A 24,692-nucleotide genomic window follows, 5' to 3' on the forward strand; every position below is an offset into this window, starting at 1 on the left:
CCCCGCCCCCGCCCCTCGCCCCCGCCCGGCGATCTTGCACTTGCGGCCCCCAGGCTGCCCGGCTTGTCCGCTATGACAGGGCCGCAACTGCAAGATCAGCGAGGCGGGCGGGTCCGAGGGCGGGGACGTGCGAAGGCCGGCGCCCCGGGAGGGGTGCCGGCCTTCCGGGGTGCGGGGCGGTCAGGCGGAGTAGCCGCGGCTGGCGATCCAGTGCGCCAGGTCGATCGTGGTGAGCCAGTACGACGGCAGCGACGGGTCGGCCGAGTCGGCGATCCGCACGGTCCGGCCGTCGTCCTTGTAGCCGATCACCGCGACGTAGTGGCCGCCGGGGAACGAGTGCCAGCCGCCGTTGGTGTCGGTGGCGGTGCCGGCGACGTTCGCGACGACCCCCCGGCCGTTGCTGATCGCCTCGACCACGTCGGCCTGGAGCCGGTCCATCTGGGCCGGGCTGGCCGAGCCGGGAATCATCCGGGTCCGGTACGGGTTGCCCTTGACCTGCTGGTTGAGCACGCGCGTGGTGTCCTCGGCCGAGTTGGTGCCCATCTCGGTGGTGCCGAGCGGGCCGGCGAGGGCGTCCTGGCTGCGCTCGATGCCGGTGGCGCTGAGCGCGTTGCGCACGGCGGCCGGGCCGCAGTAGTAGTAGTTGATCTGCGCCTGGTAGTCGTAGTCCAGCGTCTTGCTCGACGGCGGCTTCGGCGCGGCCTTGGTGACGTCCGGGTCCGCCGCGGCCTTCTTCGCCGACGGGGAGGCGCTGGGCGACTTGCTGGGCTCGGCGCTCGGCGACGCCGGCGGGACGACGATGCGCGCCTCGCCGCGGCTGGCGGGCTCGCCGAGCCGTGCGCCGAGTTCGGCGACCGAGGCGGTGTTCTCCTGCTGGACCGGGGCGTCCTCACCGGCGGCGAGGGCGGTGCCGGCGCCGGCGGCCAGCACGAGCGCCGCGGCCGATCCGGCGATGATCTGGTACGGGCGTTCGGTGGCGATCCGCCGCAGCTGACGCTTCAGGTGGTGCTTCACGAAATCCTCCACGGGGGGCGTGATCGGCACACGCCGGCCCGGCACGTGGAGGGGTTCACACGTGCTGGCAGGCCGGATGGGCCGGGGAACGGGTACGCCCGCGATGCCGGGCGCCCAGGGGCGGTTTGCCGGTCGCGTCAGGCGAGCGCGGGTACCGCGGAGCCGTGGAGGCGGGGGGACGATCGAGGGGTGGGCACGAGGATGGGACTCCTTCCGTGGCCGCCGACCGGGTTAGCTGACGGATTCGGGCGGGAAGTACGCCCTACCGCGGCAGTGGCCGCGGATTCACCCCGATGGTGCTCATGGTTCCCCGGTTCGTGATGACACGATTAGGCGGGTCGGCGCGGCGTCGCCTTCTGCGATCGGTTACCGCACCGGACGCGCCGACACTACCGGCGGGTACTGCCCCTGCCAAGCGCTCCCACCTGCGTAAACATGATCCCCGGTAACGGATTTCGGAACAGCCGGTTACTCACTTCACTCAATGGGACAAGCGGTGGTGACGGCGCCCGGGAGGCGAAAAGGGGACAGACGGCGAGCGCCTGACCGGCAATGGCGCGGCTCATTGGCCTGTTCTGCGCTCCACGCCCGTTTCGGCGCCGGGGGTGAGCCGGCTCACCACATTCCGGGTAACAATTCGGTCGCCTCAGCCGACCCGGGCCGGACGCCAGCGGGCGTTGCGGACGGACGCGCCGACCGGCAGGGGGATCGTCGCCACGCCGCGGGACACCGGGGCGGGCCGCACCGCCAGGGTGGCCGCGTACGCCTCGGCGGCGAGCGTACGGGCGGCCTCGGCGGCCAGTTCGGCGTCCCGCCACGCCTGCCGCTCCCGCTCGGCGGCGCTCTCCCAGCCGGCCCGGCGCCGGTCCCGTACGGCCCGGGCCAGCACGATCTCCTGCTCGGCCGGGTGCCGGCGCGGGTCCCACCCGTTGCGGCGCGCCAGCACGTCGGCGAGTTGCCGGGCGGACAGGTCGCCGCGCCAGTGCGCCGTCATGGCGGCGTGGTGCAGCCAGCGCTCCCGGGCCGCGTACTCCGCCGGGGTGCGCGGGGTGCGCGGGGCGGCCAGCGCGGCGGCCCCGGCCAGGCGGCGGGCGGCGCTGTCCGCCTCGTCGTACGCGGTCCAGGCGCGTTCCGCCTCGTCCTGCGCGGCCAGCCACCGTTCCCGGCGGCGACGGGCCGTCTGGGCGGCCCCGGCGGCGGCCACCGCCACCTCCTCGGCGTACCGGACGAGGTCGTCGCGGCGCGCGGCGTCCTGGTCCACCGGATCGGCGGCAGCCTCGGCGACGCCGTCGCGCTCGGGCCGGGCCACCAGCGCGGCGAGCAGGCCGAACGCGAGCAGCATCAGAAAGGACCAGATGGCGGCGGCCTCGGGGACCGCGGTGAGGAAGTGGTAGAGAGCGGTCTGCGACATGGTCGGCACCTCACGGGAAGAACCTGGCGGGAGACTCCGCACGGCCGGTCGGGGAGCGGCGCGGGGGCGCCGGGCCGGCGAGGGGCGGGTGCGGGATGACGTTCGGTGGGTGCGGTGACGGGCGCGGCCCGTGGGCGGATCAGCGGGCGGGCGGGGCCCGCAGGCCGACCGGCGCGGTGATCCGGCCGGCCGGGACCGGCTGCGGGCCGTTCGGGAGCGTGTCGGTGGCCCGTGCGGCGGGCGCGGGTGCGCCGTCGGGACGGGCCTGCCGCTCGGCGGCGCGGTCGGATTCCGGTCGCGGGGCGGTCGGCGTGCTCACGTACGCCGGGCCGGCTGGCGCGGCCGGGGCGGCGGCGGCCGGCAGCGTGGCCGCGCCGAACGAACAGGCGACGACCACGGCGAGACTGGCGAGCATCCGGGCGGTCCAGCGCGCCACCCACCACACGGGGCAGGTGAGCGCGATCGGAAGCACGGGTACAAATTACCGCCGAAGCCCCAGTGACGCACCGCCGCACGGCGTGTCGCGGACCGACCGGCCGTCGTGTGCGCGTGTCAGTCCGGGCGACGCCGCCCGGCGTACTCGATGTCCTCGGCCGGACCGGAGACGGACCGCGCGCCGCCGTCGGCGGCCGCGCCCTCGGCGGGCCCGCGTGGAGCCGGCACGGCCGGTGCGCGCGACGCCGCGCGGGCCCGGCGGGTCGGGCCGAGCAGGCGCATCATCGGCACCTCCACCCAGCGGTGCAGCGCGGCGGCCAGCGCGAGCGTGAGCACCAGGAAGCCGAGCACCGCCAGCGGCCCCCGCCAGCCGGGCAGGCCGGTCCCCCAGTCCCCGGTCAGCCGCAGCACGGTGACCATGACCAGCACGTGCACCAGGTAGAAGGCGAACGAGACCTCACCGAGCCAGATCATCGGCCGGGACCGCCAGGGGGTGGGCCGGCCGTGCACGTCGGCGTCCGCCGCCGCGGCGATGACCAGCAGGTACGCCACGGCGAGCAGCGCCGCCCAGAACTCGGCCGGGATCCACAGCGCGGCGACCACCCAGGTGGTGATGAACAGGCCGGTGGCGACCGCGAGGTTCGGTCCGCGCCAGCGGTGGCGGCGCATCAGCTCGGCGGCGGCCACCCCCATCCAGAACTCCAGCGACCGGGTCACCGGGAAGATCTGGGTGAACCACCACCGCTGCTCCTCCGGCACGAGCTGCTGGCCCGGCCACAGCGCCAGGATGAGCAGCGGCGCCGCGACCAGCACGGTCCGGAGCACCCCGGTACGGGCCCGGCGCAGCCACGGCACCACCAGCGGCAGGCACAGGTAGAACGCCAGCTCGCAGGAGAGCGACCAGCTCACGTTGTTGACGCTGTAGAAGTAGCCGTTCAGCGGGATCCACGCCTGGACCAGGAAGAAGTTGCCGATCGCCGCCCACGGCAGGACCGGGTCGGCGAACCAGGCCGCGACCGCCAGCGCCGCCACGAACGTCACCACGTGGTTCGGGTAGATCTTGGCGAGCCGGCGGCGCAGGAACGTCCACGCCCGCTCCCCGTCCCGGTACGACCAGACCAGGACGAACCCGCTGAGGATGAAGAAGAACTCGACGCCGGACAGGCCGAGGCTGAACGCCTTGTCCACCACCGCCTTCAGGTGCGGCTCGGCGACGATCCCCATGGTCCCGGCGTGGAAACCGAAGACCAGCAGCGCGGCGATCCACCGCAATCCGGTCAGCGACGGCAGGCGCGGGGCACGGGTGACAGTCGGCGCGCTGGTCATTCCGGGCACCCTACCCCGGAGTACCGGGACGTTCCCGGCGAGCCGACGGCCGCCGGGTCACCCAGGGACGGCGGATAGGATTTCCGTTCCTGCACGCGCGGGCGACGCCCGCCGGCACGCCGTGCCGTACGGAAGGTGAGCGAACCGGATGCACCAGCGGATCCTGCTCCGCGCCCGCAAGGGCCCGTTCGACGTCCTCACGCCGGAGGAGACGTTCGCCGGCAACTGGATCGGGGACAACAGCGGAAACCTGGTCTTCAGCCACGCCGCGCACAAGCTGCTGGCCACCTCCACGGCGGAGATCACCGCGACCCGCACCCCGGCCGACCCGCGCCTCGCCGACGAGATCAACGAGCGGTACGACGTGTTCGTCGTACCGCTGGCGAACGCCTTCCGTCGCAGCTTCGTGCACCGCCTCGCCCCGCTGACCCGGCTGATCGAACGGCTGAAGATCCCGGTGGTGGTGCTCGGTGTCGGCGTGCAGACAAACGTCGACGGCGACCGTGAGTACCTGCGCCCGATCGACGAGCCGGTGCGCGCGTTCTGCAAGGCCGTGCTGGACCGGTCGCACAGCATCGGCGTACGCGGCGAGGTGACCGCGAGCTACCTGAACACGCTCGGCTTCTCCGACGTGGAGCAGATCGGCTGCCCGTCGATGTTCCTGCACGGCGACACGTTCCAGCTGGCGAAGAAGCAGCCGGAGCTGACCGCCGAGTCGAAGGTCGCGCTCACCATCTCGCCGTACGTCCGCTCGATGGCCTCGGTGGTCCGCCACCACCACGAGCGCTACCCGAACCTGTGCTACGTGCCCCAGGACCTGCGGACGCTCGGCACCCTGCTCTACGGCGACGCGCCCGAGCACCGCGGCCAGAGCAGCGACATCCCGCTGCACACCTCGCACGCACTGTTCGTCGAGGACAAGGTGCGCATGTTCGTCGACCCGTGGACCTGGATGGACCACCTCTCCGGGTACGACTTCGCGTTCGGCACCCGTATTCACGGCACCATCACCGCGCTCGTCGCCGGCACGCCCGGCTACCTGTTCGCGCACGATTCGCGCACGCTGGAACTGGCCCGCTACTTCGACATCCCGCACCGGATCATGCGCGACGTGCCGGCCGACGTGGACGCCGCCGACCTCTACGCCGAGGCCGACTACACCGCGCTCACCGAGGGCCACAAGGCCCGCTTCGAGACCATCACCGCGTTCCTGCGCAAGCACGACCTCGGCATCTCGTTCGACGACGACGACAGCGCCGCCCGCTTCGACCAGCGGGTCCGCGAGACGGTGTTCCCGCCGGCCGTCCGGCCCGCTGCCGCCACCCCGCCGGCCGAGCTGCTGACCCGCATCGAGCGGCTGCGCGACGAGAACGCCAAGCTCACCGGGACCATCGACGCGCTGCGCTCGCAGCAGCTCCGGGAGCGGATCAAGCAGGCCGTCCCGGGCAAGGTCCGCCGGATGCTGCGGCGCTGATCGTCGTACGCCTGTTCTAAACAGGGTACGATCGGCGGCGTGCCCGACGTCGCGTACCAGCCCTCGATGCTCGACCTGGCCGAGCAGGGCCCGACCCTGGGCCCGCTCGCCGGGGCGGTGCGCCGCCACGAGCTGAGCCGGGGCGCCTGGGTCGACCACCTGCCCGGCTGGGTCCGGGGCTCCGACGCGGTGCTCGACACGCTGCGCCACGACGTGCCCTGGCGGGCCGAACGCCGCACCATGTACGACACCGCTGTCGACGTGCCCCGGCTGCTCTGCTGGTACGCCGCCGGCCGGCCGCTGCCGCACCCGGTGCTCACCGCGGCCCGCGACGCGCTCACCCGGCACTACGCGCCCGAGCTGGGCGAGCCGTTCGTCACCGCCGGCATGTGCCTCTACCGCGACGGGCGCGACAGCGTGGCCTGGCACGGCGACACGCTGGGCCGCTCCGCGCACACCGACACCATGGTGGCGATCGTCTCGTTCGGCTCCCCGCGCGCACTGCTGCTCCGCCCTCGCGGCGGAGGCGGCGGCAGCCTGCGGTTCCCGCTCGGCCACGGCGACCTCGTGGTGATGGGCGGCTCCTGCCAGCGCACCTGGGAACACGCGGTACCGAAGACCACCCGCCCGGTCGGCCCCCGCGTCAGCGTCCAGTTCCGTCCCACCGGCGTCGCCTGAGCCCGGGCCGGGCCCACATCGCCGCTGGGCACGTGCTAGAAACAACTCCCAGGGTCGATCACGCCCCCGTCACCCGATGACGCGAAGGGCGACCGATGACCCAGTCCCCCACCTCCCGCTGGTCCCCGTGGACGCTGCACGGCGACGGCCGCCAGGTACGCCCCGGCGACGTGGTCGCGCCCGACGAACGGCTCTCCTGGCCGCGCACCGTCGGCGTGGGCGTGCAGCACGTGGTCGCCATGTTCGGCGCCACCTTCACCGTCCCGCTGATCACCGGCTTCCCGCCCGCCACCACGCTGCTCTTCTCCGGGCTCGGGACGCTGCTGTTCCTGCTGATCACCGGCAACCGGCTGCCCTCGTACCTCGGCTCGTCGTTCGCGTTCATCGCGCCGGTGCTCGCCGCGAAGACCGACGGCGGCATCGGCGCGGCCCTCGGCGGCATCGTCGTCGCGGGCGTCGCGCTCGCGCTCGTCGGCGTGGTGGTACAGGTGGCCGGCTCCCGCTGGATCGACGCGCTGATGCCACCCGTGGTCACCGGCGCGATCGTCATGCTGATCGGCCTCAACCTCGCGCCGGTGGCCTGGGACGGCGGCGGCGCCGGCACCGGCGTGAAGGCGCAGCCGCTGATCGCCGTGGTCACGCTCGTCGCGATCCTGCTCACCACTGTGCTGTTCCGCGGCTTCGTGGCGCGGCTGTCGATCCTCGTCGGCGTGGTGGTCGGCTGGGTGCTCGCCGCGCTGACCGGCAACCTCGACCAGCAGGCCGTACGCGGGCTGCGGCAGGCCGCCTGGGTCGGCTTCCCCGAGTTCCACACGCCGAGTTTCGACGCGCGCGCCGTCGTGCTGGTCATCCCGGTGATCCTGGTGCTGATCGCGGAGAACGCCGGGCACGTCAAGGCGGTCGCCGCGATGACCGGCCGCAACCTCGACCGCGACATGGGCCGGGCGCTGCTCGGTGACGGCGTCGCCACGGTGCTGGCCGGCTCCGGGGGCGGTTCCGGCACCACCACGTACGCGGAGAACATCGGCGTGATGGCGGCGACCCGCGTCTACTCCACCGCCGCGTACTGGATCGCCGGCGGCACGGCGATCCTGCTCGGCCTGTGCCCGAAGTTCGGCGCGCTGATCCTCACCGTCCCGGCCGGCGTGCTCGGCGGCGCCACCACCGCGCTGTACGGCCTGATCGCCATCCTGGGCGCCCGGATCTGGATCGAGAGCCGGGTCGACTTCCACGACCCGATCAACCTGTTCACCGCGGCGGTGGCGGTGATCATCGGCGCCGCCAACTACACGCTGACCGCCGGTGACCTGTCGTTCAACGGCATCGCGCTGGGCACGGCGGCCGCCCTGATCATCTACCACGGCATGCGCCTGATCGCGCGGCTGCGCGGCACCACGCCCGAGTCACGCCAGTCCCCCGACCCCGAACTCTGACCCCTCCCCTCCCCTCTCCTCCCCTTCCGCCCGGCCCGGCCCGGCCTCGTTGATCATGAAGTTAGCGGCGCAAATTGTCCGACTCACACCCGCCAACTTCATGATCAACGGACCATTTGGCGCGCGATTGGGGCCGGCCCACGCGAGCGGGACACCCAGAGGGCCCGAAGTGCAAGATCGCGCGGGTGCCCCAGCGGCCCGACGCCCTCGCAGCCAGGGCCAGCCAGCCCTCAACCACGTCGATCATGAAGTTAGCGGCGCCCGGTGTCCGTTTTGTCGCCGCTAACCTCCTGATCGACCGTGCAGGGCCGAGGTCTTCCGCCAAAACACCCGGAATGTGCCCCATTACCCTAGGGCAGCCCTGCCCCCGGAGTGCCCGGGCGCGTTGATCAAGGAGTTTAGGGCCTGCAGAGAGCGCGAAAAGGCCGCTAACTCCTTGATCAACGCGTCGGGGCGGGAGGGGGCGGTCTCCCGCCGCCCTCCCCCAGCCGGCTCGTCAGTCGCGGTCGATGTGGTGACCCACCACCGTCGGGCCCAGCATCACGGCGAAACCGGAGCCGTCCCGGCGCGGGTCGGCCAGCGGCAGGTCCACCGGATCGCCGGTCGCGGTCGCGCCCACCGGCCGCGGGCCGATCCAGGCCACCGACAGCTCCACCTCACCCTTGAGGAACCGCTGCGCGCGCACGCCGCCGGTCGCCCTGCCCTTCGCCGGGTACGCCTTGAACGGCGTCACCTTCACCGTGGCGCCGGTCGACGTGACCACCATCGGCTCACCGTGCGCCGTGTCGTCGGTGCGGATCGCGCCGAAGAACACCGCCCGCGCCCCGGCGGGCAGGTTGATGCCGGCCATGCCGCCACCCTTGAGCCCCTGCGGGCGTACCACCGAGGCGGCGAAGCGCAGCAGCGACGCCTCCGAGGAGACGAACGCCAGTGTCTCGGCGCCGTCGGTCAGCCAGGTCGCGCCGATCACCTCGTCGCCGTCCCGCAACGAGATCACCTCGAACTCGTCGGAGCGGACCGGCCAGTCCGGCGCGCACACCTTGACCACGCCGGCCCGGGTGCCGAGCGCCAGCCCGGGTGAGCCCTGCGCGGACGACCCCAGCGGGGCCAGCCCGACGACCGTCTCGCCCGGCTCCAGCGGCACCAGTTCCGCAGCCGACATGCCGCCGCGCAGCGACACCGTGCCGGACTGCTCCGGCAGCACCGGCAACGGCAACACGTCGATCTTGAAGGCGCGCCCGGCGCTGGTCACCAGCAGCACCCGGCCCCGCGCGGTGGAGTGCACGATCGCGCGTACCGCGTCGTGCTTGACCCGGCCGCTGCGCCGGCGCGCCTCGGCGGCCTCCTCCGACTCGGCCGCGGTCCGCGCCACCAGCCCGGTGGCGGAGAGGATCACCTGGCACGGGTCGTCGGCCACCTCCAGCGGGCCGGCCGGCACCGAGGCGGCGAGCACCTCCTTGAGGTCGCCGTCGACGAGCGTGGTGCGCCGCGGCGCGCCGAACTGCTTGACCACGGCGGCCAGCTCGTCGGAGACGACCTTCCGAAGCACCTTGTCATCGTCCAGGATCTTCGACAGCTCGGCGATCTCGCCGCGCAGCTTCTCCTGCTCGGCCTCCAGCTCCAGCCGGTCGTACTTGGTCAAACGGCGCAGCGGAGTGTCCAGGATGTAGCTCGCCTGGATCTCGGAGAGCTTGAACTTCTGCATCAGGCCGTCCTTGGCGGCCTGGGCGTCCTCGCTGGCGCGGATCAGCTTGACCACCCGGTCGATGTCGAGCAGGGCGATCAGCAGGCCGTCGACCAGGTGCAGGCGCTCTTCCCGCTTGCGCTTGCGGTACGCGCTGCGCCGGGTCACCACCTCGTAGCGGTGCGCCAGGAACACGTCGAGCAGTTCCTTGAGCCCGAGCGTGCGCGGCTGCCCGTCCACGAGCACCAGGTTGTTCACGCCGAAGGACTGCTCCAACGGGGTGAGCCGGTAGAGGTCGGCCAGCAGCGCCTGCGGGTTCACGCCGACCTTGCACTCCACCACCAGCCGGGTGCCGTTCTCCCGGTCGGTGAGGTCCTTGACATCGGCGATGCCGGTGAGCCGCTTGGTCTTGTTCACCTCGTTGGTGATGGCCGCGATGACCTTCTCGGCGCCGACGCCGTACGGCAGCTCGGTGACGGTGATGGCCTGCCGGCCGCGGCTGCCCTCCAGCGGGCCGATCTCCACCCGCCCGCGCATGCGCACCACGCCGCGCCCGGTCTCGTACGCGCGGCGCACCTCGTCCAGGCCGAGCAGCAGCCCGCCGGTGGGCAGGTCGGGGCCGGGCACGAACTCCATGAGCTTGTCGAGCGTGGCGTCCGGGTGGTTGATCAGCCAGCGGGCGGCCTGGACGACCTCGCCGAGGTTGTGCGGGATCATGTTGGTGGCCATGCCGACCGCGATGCCGGATGCGCCGTTGACGAGCAGGTTCGGGAACGCCGCCGGCAGCACCGTGGGCTGGGTCAGCGAGCCGTCGTAGTTCGGCTCGACGTCGACGGTGTCCTCACCCAGCTCGCCGGTGAGCAGCATCGCCTCCCGGGACATCCGGGCCTCGGTGTTGTGGTTGACGAAACCACCGGCCAGGAAGGAGTGGTCGGCGGATTCCACTCGAACGGAATAGACCTCCGCCGGCTCGTCGGGAGAGACCGCGACGACCTTCTCGTACCGATAGCCCGCATCCATCACGGGCAGGATCGTGGCAAGGATCTCGGTGTCCTTGATGCGGTCGATGATGCGGAGTCGTTCGGTTTCCCACCGCTCGACACGATCGAAGTTGTGGCTGGTGAGCCACTTGCGTCCGCTGCCCCGACGATCGAAGTCGATGCTGCTGCGCACGTAGTCGGCCACAAAGGGGACGTGGTCCTGACTAAGCCGATGCGGGCGCAGCGGCGCATGCCGCAGCATCTTGGCCAGCACCGCCTGCTTGGTACGGAGGAAGCCGACACGAGTTGCGAAAGCCCTGATGTTTCGCGTCCCGGAAACCACCAGGCGGTGCTCCACCGAGCCACTGGGCCGGGTGTAGTGGCGTCGACAGGCGATCACGCCGAACTCCGCGAGCAGTTCCTGGACCTCCCGAGTCAGACGCTCGCTGTAGCTGGTGTACTGGATGGTGAAGCTGCTGTTGGCGACGCGGACTCCGCCGTCGCCTTCGAAGAGGGCCATCAGGAAGGCCCGCTTGATGCCCCACCCCCCTGCCCAGACGAACTCCGGCACGAACTTGTCCCTCGCCTGGTGACCGATCAGCTCGGCGAGTGGGCTCGCCCGGAAGGCTTCCATCCCGCCGGCGACGTCCTGGACGTCAAGTTCGTGTATGCGGCGACGGTCTCGGCGCGTGTGCCGGTCGCTGACGTAGCGTCGTCCACCCACGACCTGGTCGTAGGCATGCAGGACCTCGCCGAAGAAATGCTCATCGGTATTGCTGAATCCTGCCCGCGACTCGCTCGCGAAGCCTTCAGAGACCCAGGCGCCGCCGAGCACGCCGAGCATGTACTCGCGGGCGGTGGGGACGACCTGGTTCCATGCGTTCCGCGCGATACAGACCACCGAGCCCGGCGTCACCTCGTCGAGCCGACGCCACTGGAAGACAGGGACACCCATCGGAGCTTCGAGGCAGAGAACCAGATGATTCTCACTACCACGGAGGGAGAATCCGGTCTCAGTCGTGATCCGGAGCGTCGGGTGGACGCCCGAGTTGAAGACCTTGTTGACGCGAACCGCTTTGCCGTCCTTGTCGAGGACTTCGAAATCGGCCTCCGCCTCGCTGTTCGGCGGCAGGTCGACCACATCACCGATCCGTGGGCTGCTGCCATCGGCCAGGCGGATCCGGGTGTCACCCACGACGCAGTAGCGCGCCGCTGCCGGGCCGTCGTCCGGCGAGCCGAAGTTGCCGTGCCCGTCGATGAGCGGGACGTTGAGCGAGAAGTCCTGTGCCAGCCGCACCATCGCGTCGTAGATCGCGGTGTCGCCGTGCGGATGGTACTTTCCCATCACATCCCCGACAATTCGGGCACTCTTGACGTGGCCGCGGTCCGGCCGGTGGCCCTGCTCGTACATCGACCACAGGATCCGCCGGTGCACCGGCTTGAGCCCGTCGCGCGCGTCGGGCAGCGCGCGGGAGTGGATGACCGAGAACGCGTACTCCAGGTAGGAGTCCGAGACCTCGGTGACCAGCGGGTTGTCGAAGACGCGAGCGCCGGCCTGGTCGAAGGCGGCCAGATCCGCCTTCGCGCGGTCGTCCTTGCGGCGTGCCATGGTGCGGTTTCCTTCCGAGACGAACCCGTTGGTCAGGCGTCGATGGCGTCGCGGTCGACCCGGTCGGCGGAGTCGATCAGCCAGTTGCGGCGGGGCTCGACCTTCTCCCCCATGAGCAGTTCGAGGATCCGCTCGGCGGCGTCGACGTCGTCGAGCGTGATGCGGCGGACCGCCCGGGTAGCCGGGTTCATGGTGGTCTCCCACAGCTCGTCGGCGTCCATCTCACCGAGGCCCTTGAAGCGCGGGATCGGCGTGACGATCTGCTTGCCGGCCTTCTCCAGCTTGCGGACCGTCGCCTCCATCTCCGCCTGGGTGTAGGTGTAGACGGTCTGCGGGTTGCGCCCCTTCGTGGTGATCTTGTGCAGGGGCGGCATCGCCGCGAAGAGCCGCCCGGCCTCGATCAGCGGCCGCATGTAGCGGGCGAACAGCGTGATCAGCAGGGTACGGATGTGCGCGCCGTCGACGTCCGCGTCGGCCATGATGAGGACCCGGCCGTAGCGCAGGGAGGACAGGTCGAACGTGCGGCCGGAGCCGGCGCCGAGCACCTGCACGATCGCGGCGCACTCGGCGTTGTCCAGCACCTGCTGGAGGTTGGCCTTCTGCACGTTGAGGATCTTGCCGCGGATCGGCAGCAGCGCCTGGTATTCGGAGGACCGCGCGAGGCGCCCTGTCCCGAGGGCGCTGTCCCCCTCCACGATGAACAGTTCGCTTCTCTCGATGCCCGCGGCCCGGCAGTCGACGAGCTTGGCCGGCATGGCCGCGCCCTCCAGCGCGGTCTTGCGGCGGGCGGCGTCCTTCTGCTGCTTCTGGGTGAGCCGTACCCGGGCCGCGTCGACGATCTTCTGGAGCACCGTCCGGGCCTCGGCCTTGGTGCGCCGGTCGTCCAGCCAGCTCTTGAGGTGCGCCTCGATCAGGCCCTGGAGCACCTTGGTGATGCCGGCGGTGGACAGTTCGTCCTTGGTCTGCGAGGTGAACTGCGGCTCCGGGATGCGCACGTGCACCACGGCGGTCATGCCCTCCAGGACGTCGTCCAGGGTGGGCGCGTCCTCCTTGGGCTTGAGCAGGCCGCGGGCGTTGCGGGCGGCGTCGGCGAGGGTACGCGCCAGCGCCCGCTCGAAGCCCTTGCGGTGGGTGCCGCCGTGGGCGTTGCGGATGGTGTTGGTGAAGCACTCGACGGTGCGCTCGTAGCCGGTGCCCCAGCGGAACGCCACCTCGACCTCGGCGCGGCGCTGCACGTTGGACTGCATGACGCCGTTGGCGTCGGCGGCGTTCTCCCGGTAGGTGCCCTCGCCGGTGACCAGCAGCGTGCCGGAGACCGGCCGCTCGCCGGCCGGGGCGAGGTATTCCACCATGTCGGTCAGGCCGTTGGGGAAGTGGAAGCGTTCCTCGACCGGCTCCTCGCCGGTCTTGTCGCGCAGCCGGTAGGCCACGCCGGGGACGAGGAAGGCGGTGTTGCGCAGCTTGAGCCGGACCGCCTCGGTGTCGAGCGCGGCGCCGGTCTCGAAGTAGCGGGGGTCGTGCCACCAGCGGATCGAGGTGCCGGTGCGCTGGCCGCGCTTCATCGCGCCGACGATCTGCAGGCCGGGACCGGGGGTGAACGGCGCGTCGGGGCCGGCTCCGTCGAAGACGCCCGGCACGCCGTGGCGGAACGACATCGCGTGGATCTTGCCGCCGCGCCGGACGGTGACGTCGAAGCGGCGGGACAGGGCGTTGACCGCGGAGGCGCCGACGCCGTGCAGGCCGCCGGAGGTCTTGTAGCCGGAGCCACCGAACTTGCCGCCCGCGTGCAGGCGGGTGAGCACCAGCTCGACGCCGGAGATGCCGGACTTGGCGTGCACGTCGGTGGGGATGCCGCGGCCGTCGTCGTCGACCTGGACCGAGCCGTCGGCGTGCAGGATCACGTCGACAGTGGTGGCGTGACCCGCGACACCCTCGTCGGTCGAGTTGTCGAGGATCTCGTTGACGAGGTGACCCACGCCACGGCTGTCGGTCGAGCCGATGTACATGCCGGGGCGTTTGCGGACGGCGTCGAGGCCCTCCAGGTGCGTCAGGTCGTCGGCCCCGTAGAGGGTCTCAGGCTGTGCGGTCAACTGGTCGTACTCCCAGGTCTCGGCGGTGTGGTGCCGTTCACCGTGTGACTCCCCCACGGTGATCGCCGGGCGCGGCGCGCCGGAGCGAGCCTAGCCGGATGCCCTGACAGGTCGGCGGTACCGGGGCGGTGCGTTGCGCGATCGGCCTCGCGGCCGGGTCCGCGCCGCCGCCGCGTACGGCGGTCCGGCGGGCGGACGGGGCGTCCAGGCGGCACAACGATCCGCACGCCCGATGTCTTCCCCGGCGGCCCGTCGCAGGTGTCAGGGCATTGACGCCCGTCACACGCGCGTGATCTGATCGCCATCCCAAAGAATCTTTCACGTTTCGATGTCTGGGAGGTCGGGCATGTCCGTGTTCCGTCGTTCCGCGCTCGCGGCGGCGCTGGCGCTCGCCGCGGTGGCGTTACCCGCCGCCGCGGCGCCCGCCCAGCCGGCTGCCGCCGCGCTGCCCACCGCCGCGGTGGCGCTGGGAGACAGCTTCATCAGCGGCGAGGGCGCCGGGGCGTACGCGCCGGTGGTGGACGTCAACGGGGTGGCCCAGGGCTTCCCCGGCTGGTCCGCGGCCAACGCCAACGCCTACTTCTGCCACCGATCGCCGAACGCCTCGCTGTTCCAGGCGAACCTGCCCGGCATCTCCGCGCGGTTCAACCTGGCCTGCTCGGGCGGCCAGCCGTACGACATCGCGAACGCCTCGTCGACGCGGGCCAAGGGGCGGCAGGTGGCCGCCCAGCTCGACCAGCTCCGGTCGGTGGCCCGGACCCACGACATCGACCTGGTGCTCGTCGGCCTCGGCTCGAACAACAGCTCGTTCACCTTCGGCAGCGTGGCGGAGAAGTGCGCCAACCGGTTCATCGCCGACGCCTGGACCGGCTGGTGGGAGTTCTGGGCGTACCTGGGCGGGCCGGTGGAGCAGAAGCCGTGCACCGACGCCGACCTGGGCACCGCCGCGCAGTTCGCCGCCGCCACCGCGGAGACCACCACGGCGCTGCGGCAACTGCTCACCACGCTGGACGAGATCGACGCCGACGGCCAGCACCGGGTGGTGTTCCAGGACTACACCAACCCGCTGCCGTTCGAGCTGGAGCAGAGCTACTGGACCGAGGACAGCCGGGACGACACCCGGGACAAGTTCCGCGCGCTGGGCGCCGAGCGGTACGCGGCCGGGTGCCCGATCCACCGGGCCAGCCTGGCGCCCGGGCACCGTTTCTCGCAGGGGCTCGGCACGCTGGTCAGCTCGGTACGTGGCACGCTCGCCAACGAGTTCCCGCAGGACGACCTGGTCTACCTGAACGTGCAGCGCGCGTTCGACGGGGCCCGGCTCTGCGAGTCGACCGGTAGCCCGGGCAACGCCCTGGCCACGCCGATCCGGCTGATGGACGGCCCGACCGGCACGTTCGTCACCAGTCTCTCCGGGTTCGACAAGCTCGACATCCAGCGGATCGCCAACGCCTGCGGCACGTACTTCCAGACCTGCCAGGAGTCGTGGCACCCGAACGCCGCCGGGCACAAGGTGCTCGGCCGGTGCCTGGCCGGGGCGGCGGCCACCGGCGCCCGTACCGTCTCCTGCGTCCGCGCCCCGGACGGCACGGTGAATGTGAGCTGAGCACGCCGGACCGGGCCGGGACGAACCGGCCCGGTCCGGCGTCAGGCCCGGATCGCGGCGCCGAGCACGTGCGGCGAGGCCGGGGCCGGCAGCCCGGTCGGCGGGAAGCGGAAGCGGTCCAGCGCGGTCACCTCGAAACCGGCGGCGCGGATCGCGGCCACCGTGTCCCGGGCGGTGTGGCAGCCGGCGCAGAACAGCGGCCAGAGCGTGGCGTCGGCCAGGCGCTGGGCCCGGCGCAGGCCGGGCGTGGCGGCCACCACGTGTTCGTAGAAGCGCAGCTCGCCGCCGGGCCGCAGCACCCGCCGCGCCTCGCGCAGCGCGACCGCCTGGTCCGGCACCGAGCAGAGCACCAGCGACACCACCACCGCGTCGGCGGCGCCGTCGGCGACCGGCAGTTCCTCGGCCAGCCCGGCGGCGACGGTGACCGGGACCGGGGCGCCCGGCGCGGCGGCGTGGGCCAGCGCGCGCAGGTGGGGTTCCGGCTCGACGGCGAGCACGCCGGTCACGCTCGCCGGGTAGTGCGCGAGGTTGCGCCCGTTGCCGGCGCCGACCTCGACCACCCGGCCGCGCAGCCCGGCGACCAGGCGGGCCCGGTGCCCGGCCACGCCGGCCTGGTCCATGGCGACGCTGGCGCGGGCGAAGAGCCGGGCGAAGATCGGATGGGAGACGGCCATCAGCGACCGGCCGGTGGCGCGCCGAGGCTGAGCAGGAGCGGGCCGGCGGATCCGTCGACCAGGTCGCCGAGGCGTACGCCGTCGAGCACGGCGAGGAAGGCGGCCTGGGCGCGGCGCAGCTCGCCGCGCAGCCGGCACTCCGCGATGAGCGGGCAGACCGGCTGCGCGCAGTTGACCACCTCGCCGTCGCCCTCGAAGGCGCGGACCACCTGGCCGACGGTGAGGTCACCGGCGTGTTCGGCGAAGGCGACGCCGCCGGAGCGGCCTCTGATGGTGACCAGGACGCCGATGCGTTGCAGCCGCTGCACCACCTTGGCGACGTGGCTGCGGGGCAGCGCGAGCCGGGTGGCGAGTTCGTCGACTGTGGCCCGGACCGGGGACGCGGCGGTGAGCATGGCGATCCGCAGCGCCATGTCTGTCGACCGGTTGAGCCTCACGCACCGACCCTAGCCATTCGGTGCCCTCGGCGACACAGGCAGATTCACGGTGACCCATGCCACCGCACTCCCGGGACCTTCGACCCTAAAAGAGGAATCCAGAAATCCTGTTTCGTGGGGATCGACCTGTTCGAGCCCCGGAAGGAGATTCGGTAGTGCTCACGGAATCCTCAGCAGCGATCGTGACCGCCACCCTGCCCGTCGTGCGGGCACACGGCGAGGCCATCACCGGCCGCTTCTACCAGCGGATGTTCGACGCCCACCCGGACCTGCTGGACCTGTTCAACCGGGGCAACCAGGCCACCGGCGCGCAGAAGGCCGCGCTCGCCTCGGCGGTGGTCGCGTACGCGGCGCACCTGACCGGCGACGGCGGCATGCCGTGGGGGCCGGTCCTGGACCGGATCGCGCACAAGCACGCCTCCCTTGGCATCACCGCCACCCAGTACCCGATCGTCGGCCGGCACCTGCTCGCCGCCGTCGCCGAGGTGCTCGGCGACGGCGTCACCCCGGAGGTGGCCGCCGCCTGGGACGAGGTCTACTGGCTGCTGGCCTGCGAACTGATCGCCCGCGAGGCGCGGCTCTACGCGGGCGCCGGTGTACCGGAGGGCGGTCCGGTGTGGCGGGACTGGCGGGTCACCGGCCGGACCCGGGAGAGCGCCGACGTCGTCTCGCTCACCCTCGCGCCGGCCGGCGGCGGCGCCGCGCCCGGCTTCACCCCCGGCCGGTACGTCTCGGTCGCCGTCGACCTGGACGGCGGCCGGGGACAGCAGATCCGCCAGTACAGCCTCTCCGGCCGTCCCGGCGCTGACCAGTGGCGGATCACCGTGAAGCGGGTACGCGGCGAGGGCGGCGCGCCCGACGGAATGGTCTCCGGTCACCTGCACGACCGGGTCGCGGTCGGCGACACGCTGCGACTGAGCCCGGCGTTCGGCGAGGTTGACGCGGCCGGCGGCGACGGGCCGCTGCTGCTGGTCAGCGCCGGGATCGGGCTCACCCCGGCGATGGCGGCGCTGGCCCACCTGGCCGACCGGGATCCGGGACGCCGGGTGACGCTGGCGCACGCCGACCGCGCCGCCGAGGCGCACGCGCTGCGCCACGAACTGCCCGCGCTGCAGCAGCGGCTGCCGAACCTGGCCCTCCACCTCTGGTATCTCGACGCCGCCGGGGCCGACCTGCCCGGACTGAAGGCCGAGGTGTCCGCCGGACTGATCGACCCGGACCGGCTCGCGCTGCCCGCCGGGGTGACCGCGCACCTGTGCGGCCCGGTGGCGTTCATGAACCTGGTCCGGGCCAACCTGCTGCGCCGGGGCGTGCCGGGCGAGCGGATCGCCTACGAGGTGTTCGGCCCGGGGATGCTGCCGGGCTGACGCCCGGCGGCGAAACAGGACCTCCGTGGACCCGTTCTTTGGTACGGGGCACGCGTCGATGCCCTGGCCAGGGCCGCGAGCCTCCACAGCGGAGCGGGCGGCGCGCGGAGAAGTCGACGATCTCCTGGTTAGGGGCGCAGGCCGAGGGTACGGGTCTCTCCATGCGCGTCCCCGGCATCAACGCGATCTTCCGGCCCCCACGGAAGCGGTGGACGCCGTCCCACCGGAAGCCGGGGCGCCGGCCACCCGCGTCGACACGCTCGTGGAGGCGGCGCGCCGGCTGACCGAGGGCGCCGACGCCGCGTACCGACTCGGCGCACGGGCACGCGAGGTGGCGAGGAAGCGGTCCGGTCCGGACCGCTTACTCGCCGACTGGGACCGGATCCTGGAGGACGAGAACATGCGCATCGCGATGATTTCCCAGCACGCCAGCCCGCTCGCCGCGCCCGGCGCGGAGGACGCGGGCGGCCAGAACACGCATGTGGCGGAACTCGCGTCCGCGCTCACCGTCGCCGGCCACGACGTCCGCGTCTACACCCGTCGTGACTCCCCCGCGCTGCCCGAGGCGGTCGACGCGCCCGACGGCTACCAGGTGTGCCACGTGCCGGCCGGTCCCGCGCGGCGGGTGCCGAAGGCCGACCTGCTGCCGTACACGGGCGAGTTCGGGGGCCGGCTGGCCGACACCTGGCGGCGCGGCGGCTGGACCCCGGACGTGGCGCACGCGCACTTCTGGACGAGCGGGCTGGCCACCGTGCACGCGAGCCGTCGCACCGGCGTGCCGACCGTGTTGACGTACCACTCGCTCGGCACGGTCAAGCGTCGCCACCAGGGCGTGCCGGACACCGGTCCACCGGGGCGCGCCGGTTACGAGCGGGCGCTCGGCAGGGCCGTGGACCGGGTCGTCGTGCAGTGCTCCGACGAGGTCGCCGAACTGGTCCGGATGGGCGTACCCCGGTCCCGGATGGCCCTCTTGCCGTCCGGCGTCAACGAGGCGGTGTTCCGCCCGGACGGCCCGGTCGCGCCCCGCGACCCGGCCCGCCCGCGCATCCTCACCGTCGGGCGGATGGTCGAACGCAAGGGCTTCCTGGACGTGGTCCGGGCGCTACCAGCGGTGCCGGACGCGGAGTGCGTGGTGGTCGGCGGCCCGCCGGCCCACCTGCTGCCCGCCGACACGTTCGCCCGCCGGCTGTCCGCGCTCGCCGACTCGTGCGGCGTGGCCGACCGGGTACGGCTGCTCGGCGGCGTGCCGCGCGAGGAGATGGCCGCCTGGTACCGGTCGGCGGACGTGCTCGTGGCCGCACCCTGGTACGAGCCGTTCGGGCTCACCCCGCTGGAGGGCATGGCCTGCGGTGTGCCGGTGATCGGCACGAACGTGGGCGGCATCGCCGACAGCGTGGTGGACGGGCTCACCGGCGACCTGGTGCCGCCGCGTGACCCCCGCGCGCTGGGCACCGCGCTGCGGCGGCTGCTCGGCGACAACGTGCGCCGGTTCGCGTACGCCACCGCCGCGCTCGACCGCGTCCGCAGCCGGTACTCCTGGAGGCGCTGCGCGGAGCAGCTCGTCGCCGTCTACGGCGCGCTGACCACCGCGGCCCGGCCCGCACCGGCGGTGGCGTGAGGCGACCCCTTGCTACCCACCGGTAGGGTTCGGGCCGTACCCTGATCCGGGTGAGCGGGGACTACATCCAGGAGTTCGTGGACGTCGACGGCGCGCGCCTCGGCGTGCAGGTCTACCCGGAGCCGGCCGGTCCGCCCGGCGCGCCGGTGGTGCTGATCTGGCCCGCGATGGGTGTGCGCGCCCGCTACTACCGGCCGTTCGCCGCCGCGCTGCGCGAGGCCGGGCTGGCGGTGATCGTGGCCGACCTGCGCGGCACCGGCGAGAGCACCCCCGCGCCGTCGCGCGCCTGCCGGTACGGCTACCAGGAGATGGCCGCCGACGTCGGCGCCGTGCTCGACGCGCTCAAGCCCCGGCTGGACGGCCGCACCCGGCTGCTGCTCGGGCACTCCCTGGGCGGTCAGGTGGCGGTGCTGCACCAGGCGCTGGACGACGACGACCGGGTGGACGGGCTGGCCCTGGTGGCGGTGGGGCTGCCGTGGTGGCGGACGTACCCGGGTCTGCGCGGGTGGGGCGTGCTGCCGTACACCCAGGGGATCGCCGCGACGGCGCGGCTGCTCGGCGTCTGGCCCGGCTGGGGTTTCGGCGGCCGGCAGGCCGCCGGCGTGATCCGGGACTGGGCGCACACCGCCCGCACCGGCCGGTTCCCGGCGCTGGACGGGGTGGACACGGAGGCCGCCGTGCGGCGGATCCGCACGCCGGTGCTCGCGGTCAGCGTCGACGACGACCAGTACACGCCGCACGAGACGCTCGACCACCTCTGCGGGAAGCTGGCCGGCGCACCGGTGACGCGGCACCGCTACACGGTCGCCGAGGCGGGCGCGCCGCTCGACCACTTCACCTGGGTACGCGCGTCGGCGCCGCTGGCCGCCCGGATCGCCGCGTTCGCGGGCACGCTCCCCCGCCGCTGAGCCGAGCCGGCACGCTCCCCGCCGGTGAGCCACGCCCGGGCGTGAGTCGCCCGATCGTGGGTATGCCGCACCGCCCGAACACGGCGGAGGGGGATCTGATGTCAGAACGGCACACCACGCTGCGCTCGATGCACGACCTGGGCCTGGCGGCCTGGTTCGGCGGTTCCCTGATGGGGGCGCTGGGCGTGAACGGCGCGGCGGCGCGGATCAACGACACGACCGAACGGCTGCCGGTGGCCTCGGCCGGGTGGGCGCGGTGGACGCCGGTCAACGCGGCGGCGATCGGGGCGCACCTGGCCGGCGCGGTCGGTGAGCTGGTCACCGAGAGCCCGCGGATGGCCCGCCAGGCGGGCGTGGGGAAGATGAGCGCGGTGAAGACCGCGCTGACGGTCGGCGCGCTGGCGGTGACCGGTTACAGCCGGTTGGTCGGCAGGCGGCTGGAGCGGGCCGGCGGACCGCCGGTCGAGGGGACCACCGAGCCGAACCACCACACCCCGGCGAACGTCGCCGCCAGCCAGCGGCAGATGAAGCTGCTCCAGTGGGCGGTGCCGGCGATGACCGGCGCGCTGGTAGTGGTGTCGGCGTACATGGGCGAGCAGCAGAAGCCGGGCCAGGTGTTCCGGGGCATGCTGGACCGCGCGGGCGGGCTGATGGCCGCGCCGAAGAACATCGGCAAGGTCGCCGCCGTGGGCGCGGCCGGCCGTCACCTGGTCGGGGCGACCCGCTGACCACCGCGCGGCCGACGACCCACATCGGGGTGGGTCGCCGGCCGCGCGGTGCACCGGGACCGGACCGGCCACGCCGGTGGCCAGCAGCCAAGGTGAGGTGACCATGACCAGCAGGGACCGCCCGGGTACGGGCGACGGGCGCGGGCCGGAGTCGGCCGCGCCGTGGGGCAGCACCGGCGGCTTCGACGCCGACCCGCCGTGGGGCGCGGGCGACGACGACCCGATGGACGAGGGCAGCGAGGAGACGGCGGTGCCCGAGGGACGGCTCGGTGAACGCCGGGCGGCCGGGGCCGGACCGGGCGGCCCGAAGACGGGCCGGCACGGGTTCGGGACCATGGAACCGACCCGGACGCCGGAGGCCGGGCCGGGCGCGCCGCCGGACCCGGCCCCGTCGGCGCGGACGTTCCCGGACGACCGCGCGGACGGCGACCTCGGCGACAACGCGCTGGAGGAGGCGACCGGGATGCGTCCGGAGACGCGTCAGTGAGAGCTCAGGAGCCGGTGCCGTCCTCGTCCGGGCTGCCGAGCGCGGACGGCTCGTTGTCCGGCACCGGTGACTCGGCCACCGGGTGCCCGGTGTCGTCGACCAGGCTCGGCGCCATGCTGCCGCCGTGCGCCTCCTCGGCCTCCCGGGTCGCCCGCGGGTCCCGCTCGTCCTCGTCGCGCCGCTTCTCCACCGATCCCCCTTCGCGGTCGTCCACGAACCCGGCGGTACCCGCGAGGAAGCCGGGAAAACCTCAGGCGCGCGCGGCGGCGGGCGCGACGCCGAGCAGGTCGGCCAGGCTCGCGGCGTCGCGCTGGGCCTGGTCGCCGCAGCAGTTGTTCATCAGCACGTGCAGTTCGGCGCACTGGTCGGCCAGCTCGCGCAGCAGCACCGACCAGTGCCGCAGCTCCCGCTCGCCGTAGGCGTAGCGGAACCGCTCCTGCTTGTCGCCGCTCTCCCAGGCCGTGCTGTGCCCGTGGAACCGGATCACGGCCAGATCGGTGGTGGCGACCAGGACCGGCGGCACCGAGGAGACGTGCCCCTGCGGCATGTCCACGCAGGCGTACCCGAGGTCGTGCTCGCGCAGGAACGTCACCGTCTCGGCCATCGCGTCCCCGTCGAACCAGGAGGAGTGCCGCAGCTCGACGGTGACCGGCCAGGGCCGGCAGCGGCGCGCGGCGTCCAGGATCCGCCGCCGGGCCGCGTCGCCGCGGGCCAGCCACGGCGGGAACTGCAACAGCACGGCGCCGAGCCGGTCGGCCGCCGCGAGCGGCGCCAGCGCCGCGTGGAACCGGACCCACAACTCGTCGTACGCCCCGGCGGGCAGGTCGCGCCAGCGGATCCGGTTCGGGCCGCCGGCCGGGCGCAGATCCTTCGGCAGCGCGTCGATCGGGGTGTGGTGGCCGGTGAACAGGCGGAACGCCTTGACGTCGAAGGTGAATCCGTCCGGCGTCGCGGCCGCCCAGCCCGCCGTGGTCTCCGGCGCCGGCACCGCGTAGTACGACGTGTCCACCTCGACCAGTCCGAAGCGCTCGGCGTAGAAACCCAGCCGGCCGGCGGGCGTGTTGACGCCGCGCGGATACCACCCGGAGCGGACCAGCATCTGGTCGGCCCAGGAGGACGTGCCCACCTTGATGACACCCATGTAATTCAGTTCACCGCGACCGCCGGACATCGGCAACCGGAGATGCCGTGCGGGCCGTGACCGGCACCGGGGTGACCGGCCTCACCGGCGTTCCGCCGCGCCGAAGTGTGACGCGGGGCCGGGTGGCGGCGCTGAGGGTCACGAGATGGACGCATCCGGCCTGGACCAGGAAACCGTCGAGCGGCTGCTCGCCGGCCGCCCCGGCGACACGTCGTCCGCTCCGCCGGGGCTGGTGGCTGTACTGGCCGCGGTCCGGACCGCGCCCGGCACGGGCGAACTCGACGGGGAGGCGGCAGCCGTCGCGGGGTTCCGGGAGGCCCGGCGGGCACGCCGTCGCCGCCGCGTCCGCTTCGGCGTCCGGGTGGCCGTGTCCGCGCTCGCCGCGTCCCTCACCGGCGGCGTCGCGCTCGCCGCGACCGGGAACCTGCCGCACGTCGCGCGCCCGGCGGCGACGCCGGTCGACGCCGCGCCGCCCGTGCCGTCGGCCCGCCCCGCCCTGCCGGCCCTCTCACCGGCTACCCGGGCGGCGCAGCAGTCCGCGCCGCCCGGACTCTGCGTCGCGTACCGGGCCCTCGCCGAAGCGGACCGGGGACGCGCTCTGGAGACACCCGCGTTCAGCGACCTCGTCGCCGCGGCCGGGGGCCACGAGCGCGTGCCGGACTACTGCGCCGCGCTGCTGGGCGACGACGACCCGCCGGGGAAGGCCGACGGCGGGCGGGGCGGCGGCAGATCCGCTCATCCGGTCCAGCCGTCGGTCGGGCCGCCGGGGGCGGACGTCCTCCCGCCGGGGCAGGCGAAGCGGCCCGATGGCACCCCGCCCGGGCGGCGTACCGGCTGACGACCGGCTGGTAACTTGTGCCTCCGTGACCCCCCGGCGTCGCCGACCGGCGATCCTTCTCCGCCTCGCAGTGGTGCTCGCCGTGCTGGCCGGCATCGTGCTCACCGCGCTCGGCCCGGCCACGCTGACCGGCCTGCTGCCGTACTTCACCATCCAGAGCAACATGGCTGTCGGCGTCCTCGCCGGCTACGCCGCCTGGTGCGCGCTGCGCGGCCGGCCGGAGCCGCCGAGCGTCCTCAAGGGAGCGGTGACCCTCTACATCACCATCACCGGCACGGTCTACCACCTGGTGCTGGCCAACCCGGCCAGCCCGTTCGCCATGGCGCAGCCGGACCGGCAACCGGGCGAGTGGTGGGGCAACCAGTTCCTGCACACGGTGGTGCCGCTGCTGGCGATCGCCGACTGGGCGCTGTTCGACAGACGTGGCCGGTTGCGCCCGCGCTACGCCGCCTGGTGGCTGGCGTTCCCGCTGGCGTATCTCGGGTTCGCGCTGGTACGCGGACTGGTGGTGGACCGCTACCCGTACCCGTTCCTGGACGCGGGCCAACTCGGGCTACGACGGCGTGACGGTGAGCGCGATCGGGTTCGCCCTCGCGTTCTGGCTGCTGGGACTGCTGTTCGTGGGCGTGGACCGGCTGCTCGCCCGGGCCGGGACGGCGCAGTCCCCGCCGTCCGCGCCCGCGTCGGCCGACCCGCCGACGCCGGTCCGGCCCGCCTCGCGGGAACCCACCGGCTCGGGCTGACGGACGCCGGGCGG

The 24,692-nt window shown here is 73.3% G+C and carries 20 protein-coding genes, 4 pseudogenes and 1 riboswitch; of the genes and pseudogenes, 12 read left to right on the forward strand and 12 right to left on the reverse strand.

Features of this window, described 5'->3' with window-relative positions:
• Positions 1-180: 180 nt before the first annotated feature.
• The 4 genes from KBX43_RS16665 to KBX43_RS16680 all read right to left on the reverse strand — a co-directional run bounded on the left by KBX43_RS16665 (position 181) and on the right by KBX43_RS16680 (position 4,186).
• Positions 181-1,014: a C39 family peptidase gene (locus KBX43_RS16665; protein ID WP_307851541.1), complete on the reverse strand. Its 834-nt coding sequence runs from the start codon at positions 1,012-1,014 to the stop codon at positions 181-183.
• Positions 1,015-1,219: 205 nt separating this feature from the next.
• A riboswitch (cyclic di-AMP (ydaO/yuaA leader) is annotated at positions 1,220-1,360 on the reverse strand.
• A 300-nt stretch (positions 1,361-1,660) separates the two neighbouring features.
• The gene (locus KBX43_RS16670) at positions 1,661-2,425 is read right to left on the reverse strand and encodes a hypothetical protein (RefSeq protein WP_210885350.1); all 765 of its coding nucleotides are present in this window, start codon (positions 2,423-2,425) and stop codon (positions 1,661-1,663) included.
• Between the two features lie 139 nt (positions 2,426-2,564).
• Positions 2,565-2,897: a hypothetical protein gene (locus tag KBX43_RS16675; protein WP_210885355.1), complete on the reverse strand. Its 333-nt coding sequence runs from the start codon at positions 2,895-2,897 to the stop codon at positions 2,565-2,567.
• Between the two features lie 80 nt (positions 2,898-2,977).
• Complete coding sequence (locus KBX43_RS16680) at positions 2,978-4,186, reverse strand: acyltransferase (RefSeq protein WP_210885358.1); 1,209 nt, start codon at positions 4,184-4,186, stop codon at positions 2,978-2,980.
• Positions 4,187-4,334: 148 nt separating this feature from the next.
• On the opposite strand from KBX43_RS16680, the gene KBX43_RS16685 reads away from it, so the two are divergent.
• From KBX43_RS16685 to KBX43_RS16695, 3 genes are all read left to right on the forward strand, one after another.
• Positions 4,335-5,660, forward strand: a complete 1,326-nt coding sequence (locus KBX43_RS16685; protein WP_210885361.1) for a polysaccharide pyruvyl transferase family protein — start codon at positions 4,335-4,337, stop codon at positions 5,658-5,660.
• A gap of 66 nt (positions 5,661-5,726) precedes the next feature.
• Positions 5,727-6,338: an alpha-ketoglutarate-dependent dioxygenase AlkB gene (locus tag KBX43_RS16690; RefSeq protein ID WP_064447542.1), complete on the forward strand. Its 612-nt coding sequence runs from the start codon at positions 5,727-5,729 to the stop codon at positions 6,336-6,338.
• A 95-nt stretch (positions 6,339-6,433) separates the two neighbouring features.
• Positions 6,434-7,771 carry a uracil-xanthine permease family protein gene (locus tag KBX43_RS16695; RefSeq protein ID WP_043325123.1) on the forward strand — a complete coding sequence of 446 codons (1,338 nt, stop codon included), beginning with the start codon at positions 6,434-6,436 and terminating at the stop codon, positions 7,769-7,771.
• 496 nt (positions 7,772-8,267) lie between these two features.
• On the opposite strand, the pseudogene KBX43_RS32085 reads toward KBX43_RS16695, so the two are convergent.
• The 4 genes and pseudogenes from KBX43_RS32085 to KBX43_RS16705 form a co-directional block, all read right to left on the reverse strand.
• Positions 8,268-10,349, reverse strand: a pseudogene (locus tag KBX43_RS32085) (DNA gyrase subunit A); the annotation flags it as partial.
• Between the two features lie 393 nt (positions 10,350-10,742).
• A pseudogene (locus KBX43_RS32090) lies at positions 10,743-11,390 on the reverse strand (LAGLIDADG family homing endonuclease); the annotation flags it as partial.
• A 27-nt stretch (positions 11,391-11,417) separates the two neighbouring features.
• A pseudogene (locus KBX43_RS32095) lies at positions 11,418-12,044 on the reverse strand (DNA gyrase subunit A); the annotation flags it as partial.
• A 32-nt stretch (positions 12,045-12,076) separates the two neighbouring features.
• Positions 12,077-14,191, reverse strand: coding sequence for a type IIA DNA topoisomerase subunit B (locus tag KBX43_RS16705; protein ID WP_210885366.1), 2,115 nt, complete (start codon positions 14,189-14,191; stop codon positions 12,077-12,079).
• 289 nt (positions 14,192-14,480) lie between these two features.
• On the opposite strand from KBX43_RS16705, the gene KBX43_RS16710 reads away from it, so the two are divergent.
• The gene (locus KBX43_RS16710; RefSeq protein WP_043325125.1) at positions 14,481-15,737 is read left to right on the forward strand and encodes a hypothetical protein; all 1,257 of its coding nucleotides are present in this window, start codon (positions 14,481-14,483) and stop codon (positions 15,735-15,737) included.
• Positions 15,738-15,778: 41 nt separating this feature from the next.
• Here the strand turns inward: KBX43_RS16710 and KBX43_RS16715 are convergent, their stop codons facing one another.
• Both KBX43_RS16715 and KBX43_RS16720 read right to left on the reverse strand, forming a co-directional pair.
• Positions 15,779-16,411, reverse strand: a complete 633-nt coding sequence (locus tag KBX43_RS16715) for a class I SAM-dependent methyltransferase (protein WP_043325126.1) — start codon at positions 16,409-16,411, stop codon at positions 15,779-15,781.
• Complete coding sequence (locus tag KBX43_RS16720) at positions 16,411-16,848, reverse strand: Rrf2 family transcriptional regulator (RefSeq protein ID WP_064447467.1); 438 nt, start codon at positions 16,846-16,848, stop codon at positions 16,411-16,413. The genes KBX43_RS16715 and KBX43_RS16720 overlap by 1 nt, the downstream gene beginning before the upstream one ends.
• A gap of 155 nt (positions 16,849-17,003) precedes the next feature.
• On the opposite strand from KBX43_RS16720, the gene KBX43_RS16725 reads away from it, so the two are divergent.
• The 5 genes from KBX43_RS16725 (at position 17,004) to KBX43_RS16745 (ending at position 21,956) form a co-directional block, all read left to right on the forward strand.
• Complete coding sequence (locus KBX43_RS16725) at positions 17,004-18,215, forward strand: globin domain-containing protein (RefSeq protein WP_104115110.1); 1,212 nt, start codon at positions 17,004-17,006, stop codon at positions 18,213-18,215.
• Positions 18,216-18,615: 400 nt separating this feature from the next.
• Positions 18,616-19,833 (forward strand): glycosyltransferase, encoded by a 1,218-nt coding sequence (locus tag KBX43_RS16730; protein WP_210885505.1) that lies wholly within the window; start codon positions 18,616-18,618, stop codon positions 19,831-19,833.
• Positions 19,834-19,883: 50 nt separating this feature from the next.
• Positions 19,884-20,741 (forward strand): alpha/beta fold hydrolase, encoded by an 858-nt coding sequence (locus tag KBX43_RS16735; protein WP_069089962.1) that lies wholly within the window; start codon positions 19,884-19,886, stop codon positions 20,739-20,741.
• A gap of 98 nt (positions 20,742-20,839) precedes the next feature.
• Complete coding sequence (locus KBX43_RS16740) at positions 20,840-21,469, forward strand: hypothetical protein (RefSeq protein ID WP_043330386.1); 630 nt, start codon at positions 20,840-20,842, stop codon at positions 21,467-21,469.
• A 103-nt stretch (positions 21,470-21,572) separates the two neighbouring features.
• Positions 21,573-21,956, forward strand: a complete 384-nt coding sequence (locus KBX43_RS16745) for a hypothetical protein (RefSeq protein WP_209961034.1) — start codon at positions 21,573-21,575, stop codon at positions 21,954-21,956.
• Positions 21,957-21,960: 4 nt separating this feature from the next.
• Here KBX43_RS16745 and KBX43_RS16750 read toward each other — a convergent pair whose 3' ends face one another.
• Together KBX43_RS16750 and KBX43_RS16755 are read right to left on the reverse strand one after the other, a co-directional pair.
• Positions 21,961-22,170: a GTPase activator gene (locus tag KBX43_RS16750; protein WP_069089963.1), complete on the reverse strand. Its 210-nt coding sequence runs from the start codon at positions 22,168-22,170 to the stop codon at positions 21,961-21,963.
• Between the two features lie 36 nt (positions 22,171-22,206).
• Positions 22,207-23,097, reverse strand: a complete 891-nt coding sequence (locus KBX43_RS16755; protein WP_113973228.1) for a DUF72 domain-containing protein — start codon at positions 23,095-23,097, stop codon at positions 22,207-22,209.
• Positions 23,098-23,242: 145 nt separating this feature from the next.
• Between KBX43_RS16755 and KBX43_RS16760 the strand changes: the two genes are divergently transcribed.
• The 3 genes and pseudogenes from KBX43_RS16760 (at position 23,243) to KBX43_RS31585 (ending at position 24,678) form a co-directional block, all read left to right on the forward strand.
• Positions 23,243-23,935, forward strand: a complete 693-nt coding sequence (locus tag KBX43_RS16760) for a hypothetical protein (RefSeq protein ID WP_209961032.1) — start codon at positions 23,243-23,245, stop codon at positions 23,933-23,935.
• Between the two features lie 163 nt (positions 23,936-24,098).
• A pseudogene (locus tag KBX43_RS31580) lies at positions 24,099-24,434 on the forward strand (Pr6Pr family membrane protein); the annotation flags it as partial.
• A 70-nt stretch (positions 24,435-24,504) separates the two neighbouring features.
• The gene (locus KBX43_RS31585) at positions 24,505-24,678 is read left to right on the forward strand and encodes a hypothetical protein (protein ID WP_245255793.1); all 174 of its coding nucleotides are present in this window, start codon (positions 24,505-24,507) and stop codon (positions 24,676-24,678) included.
• Positions 24,679-24,692: the final 14 nt, after the last annotated feature.

Origin of the sequence: Micromonospora sp. C41, assembly GCF_018070485.1 — a bacterium.
Lineage (GTDB): Bacteria > Actinomycetota > Actinomycetes > Mycobacteriales > Micromonosporaceae > Micromonospora > Micromonospora chalcea.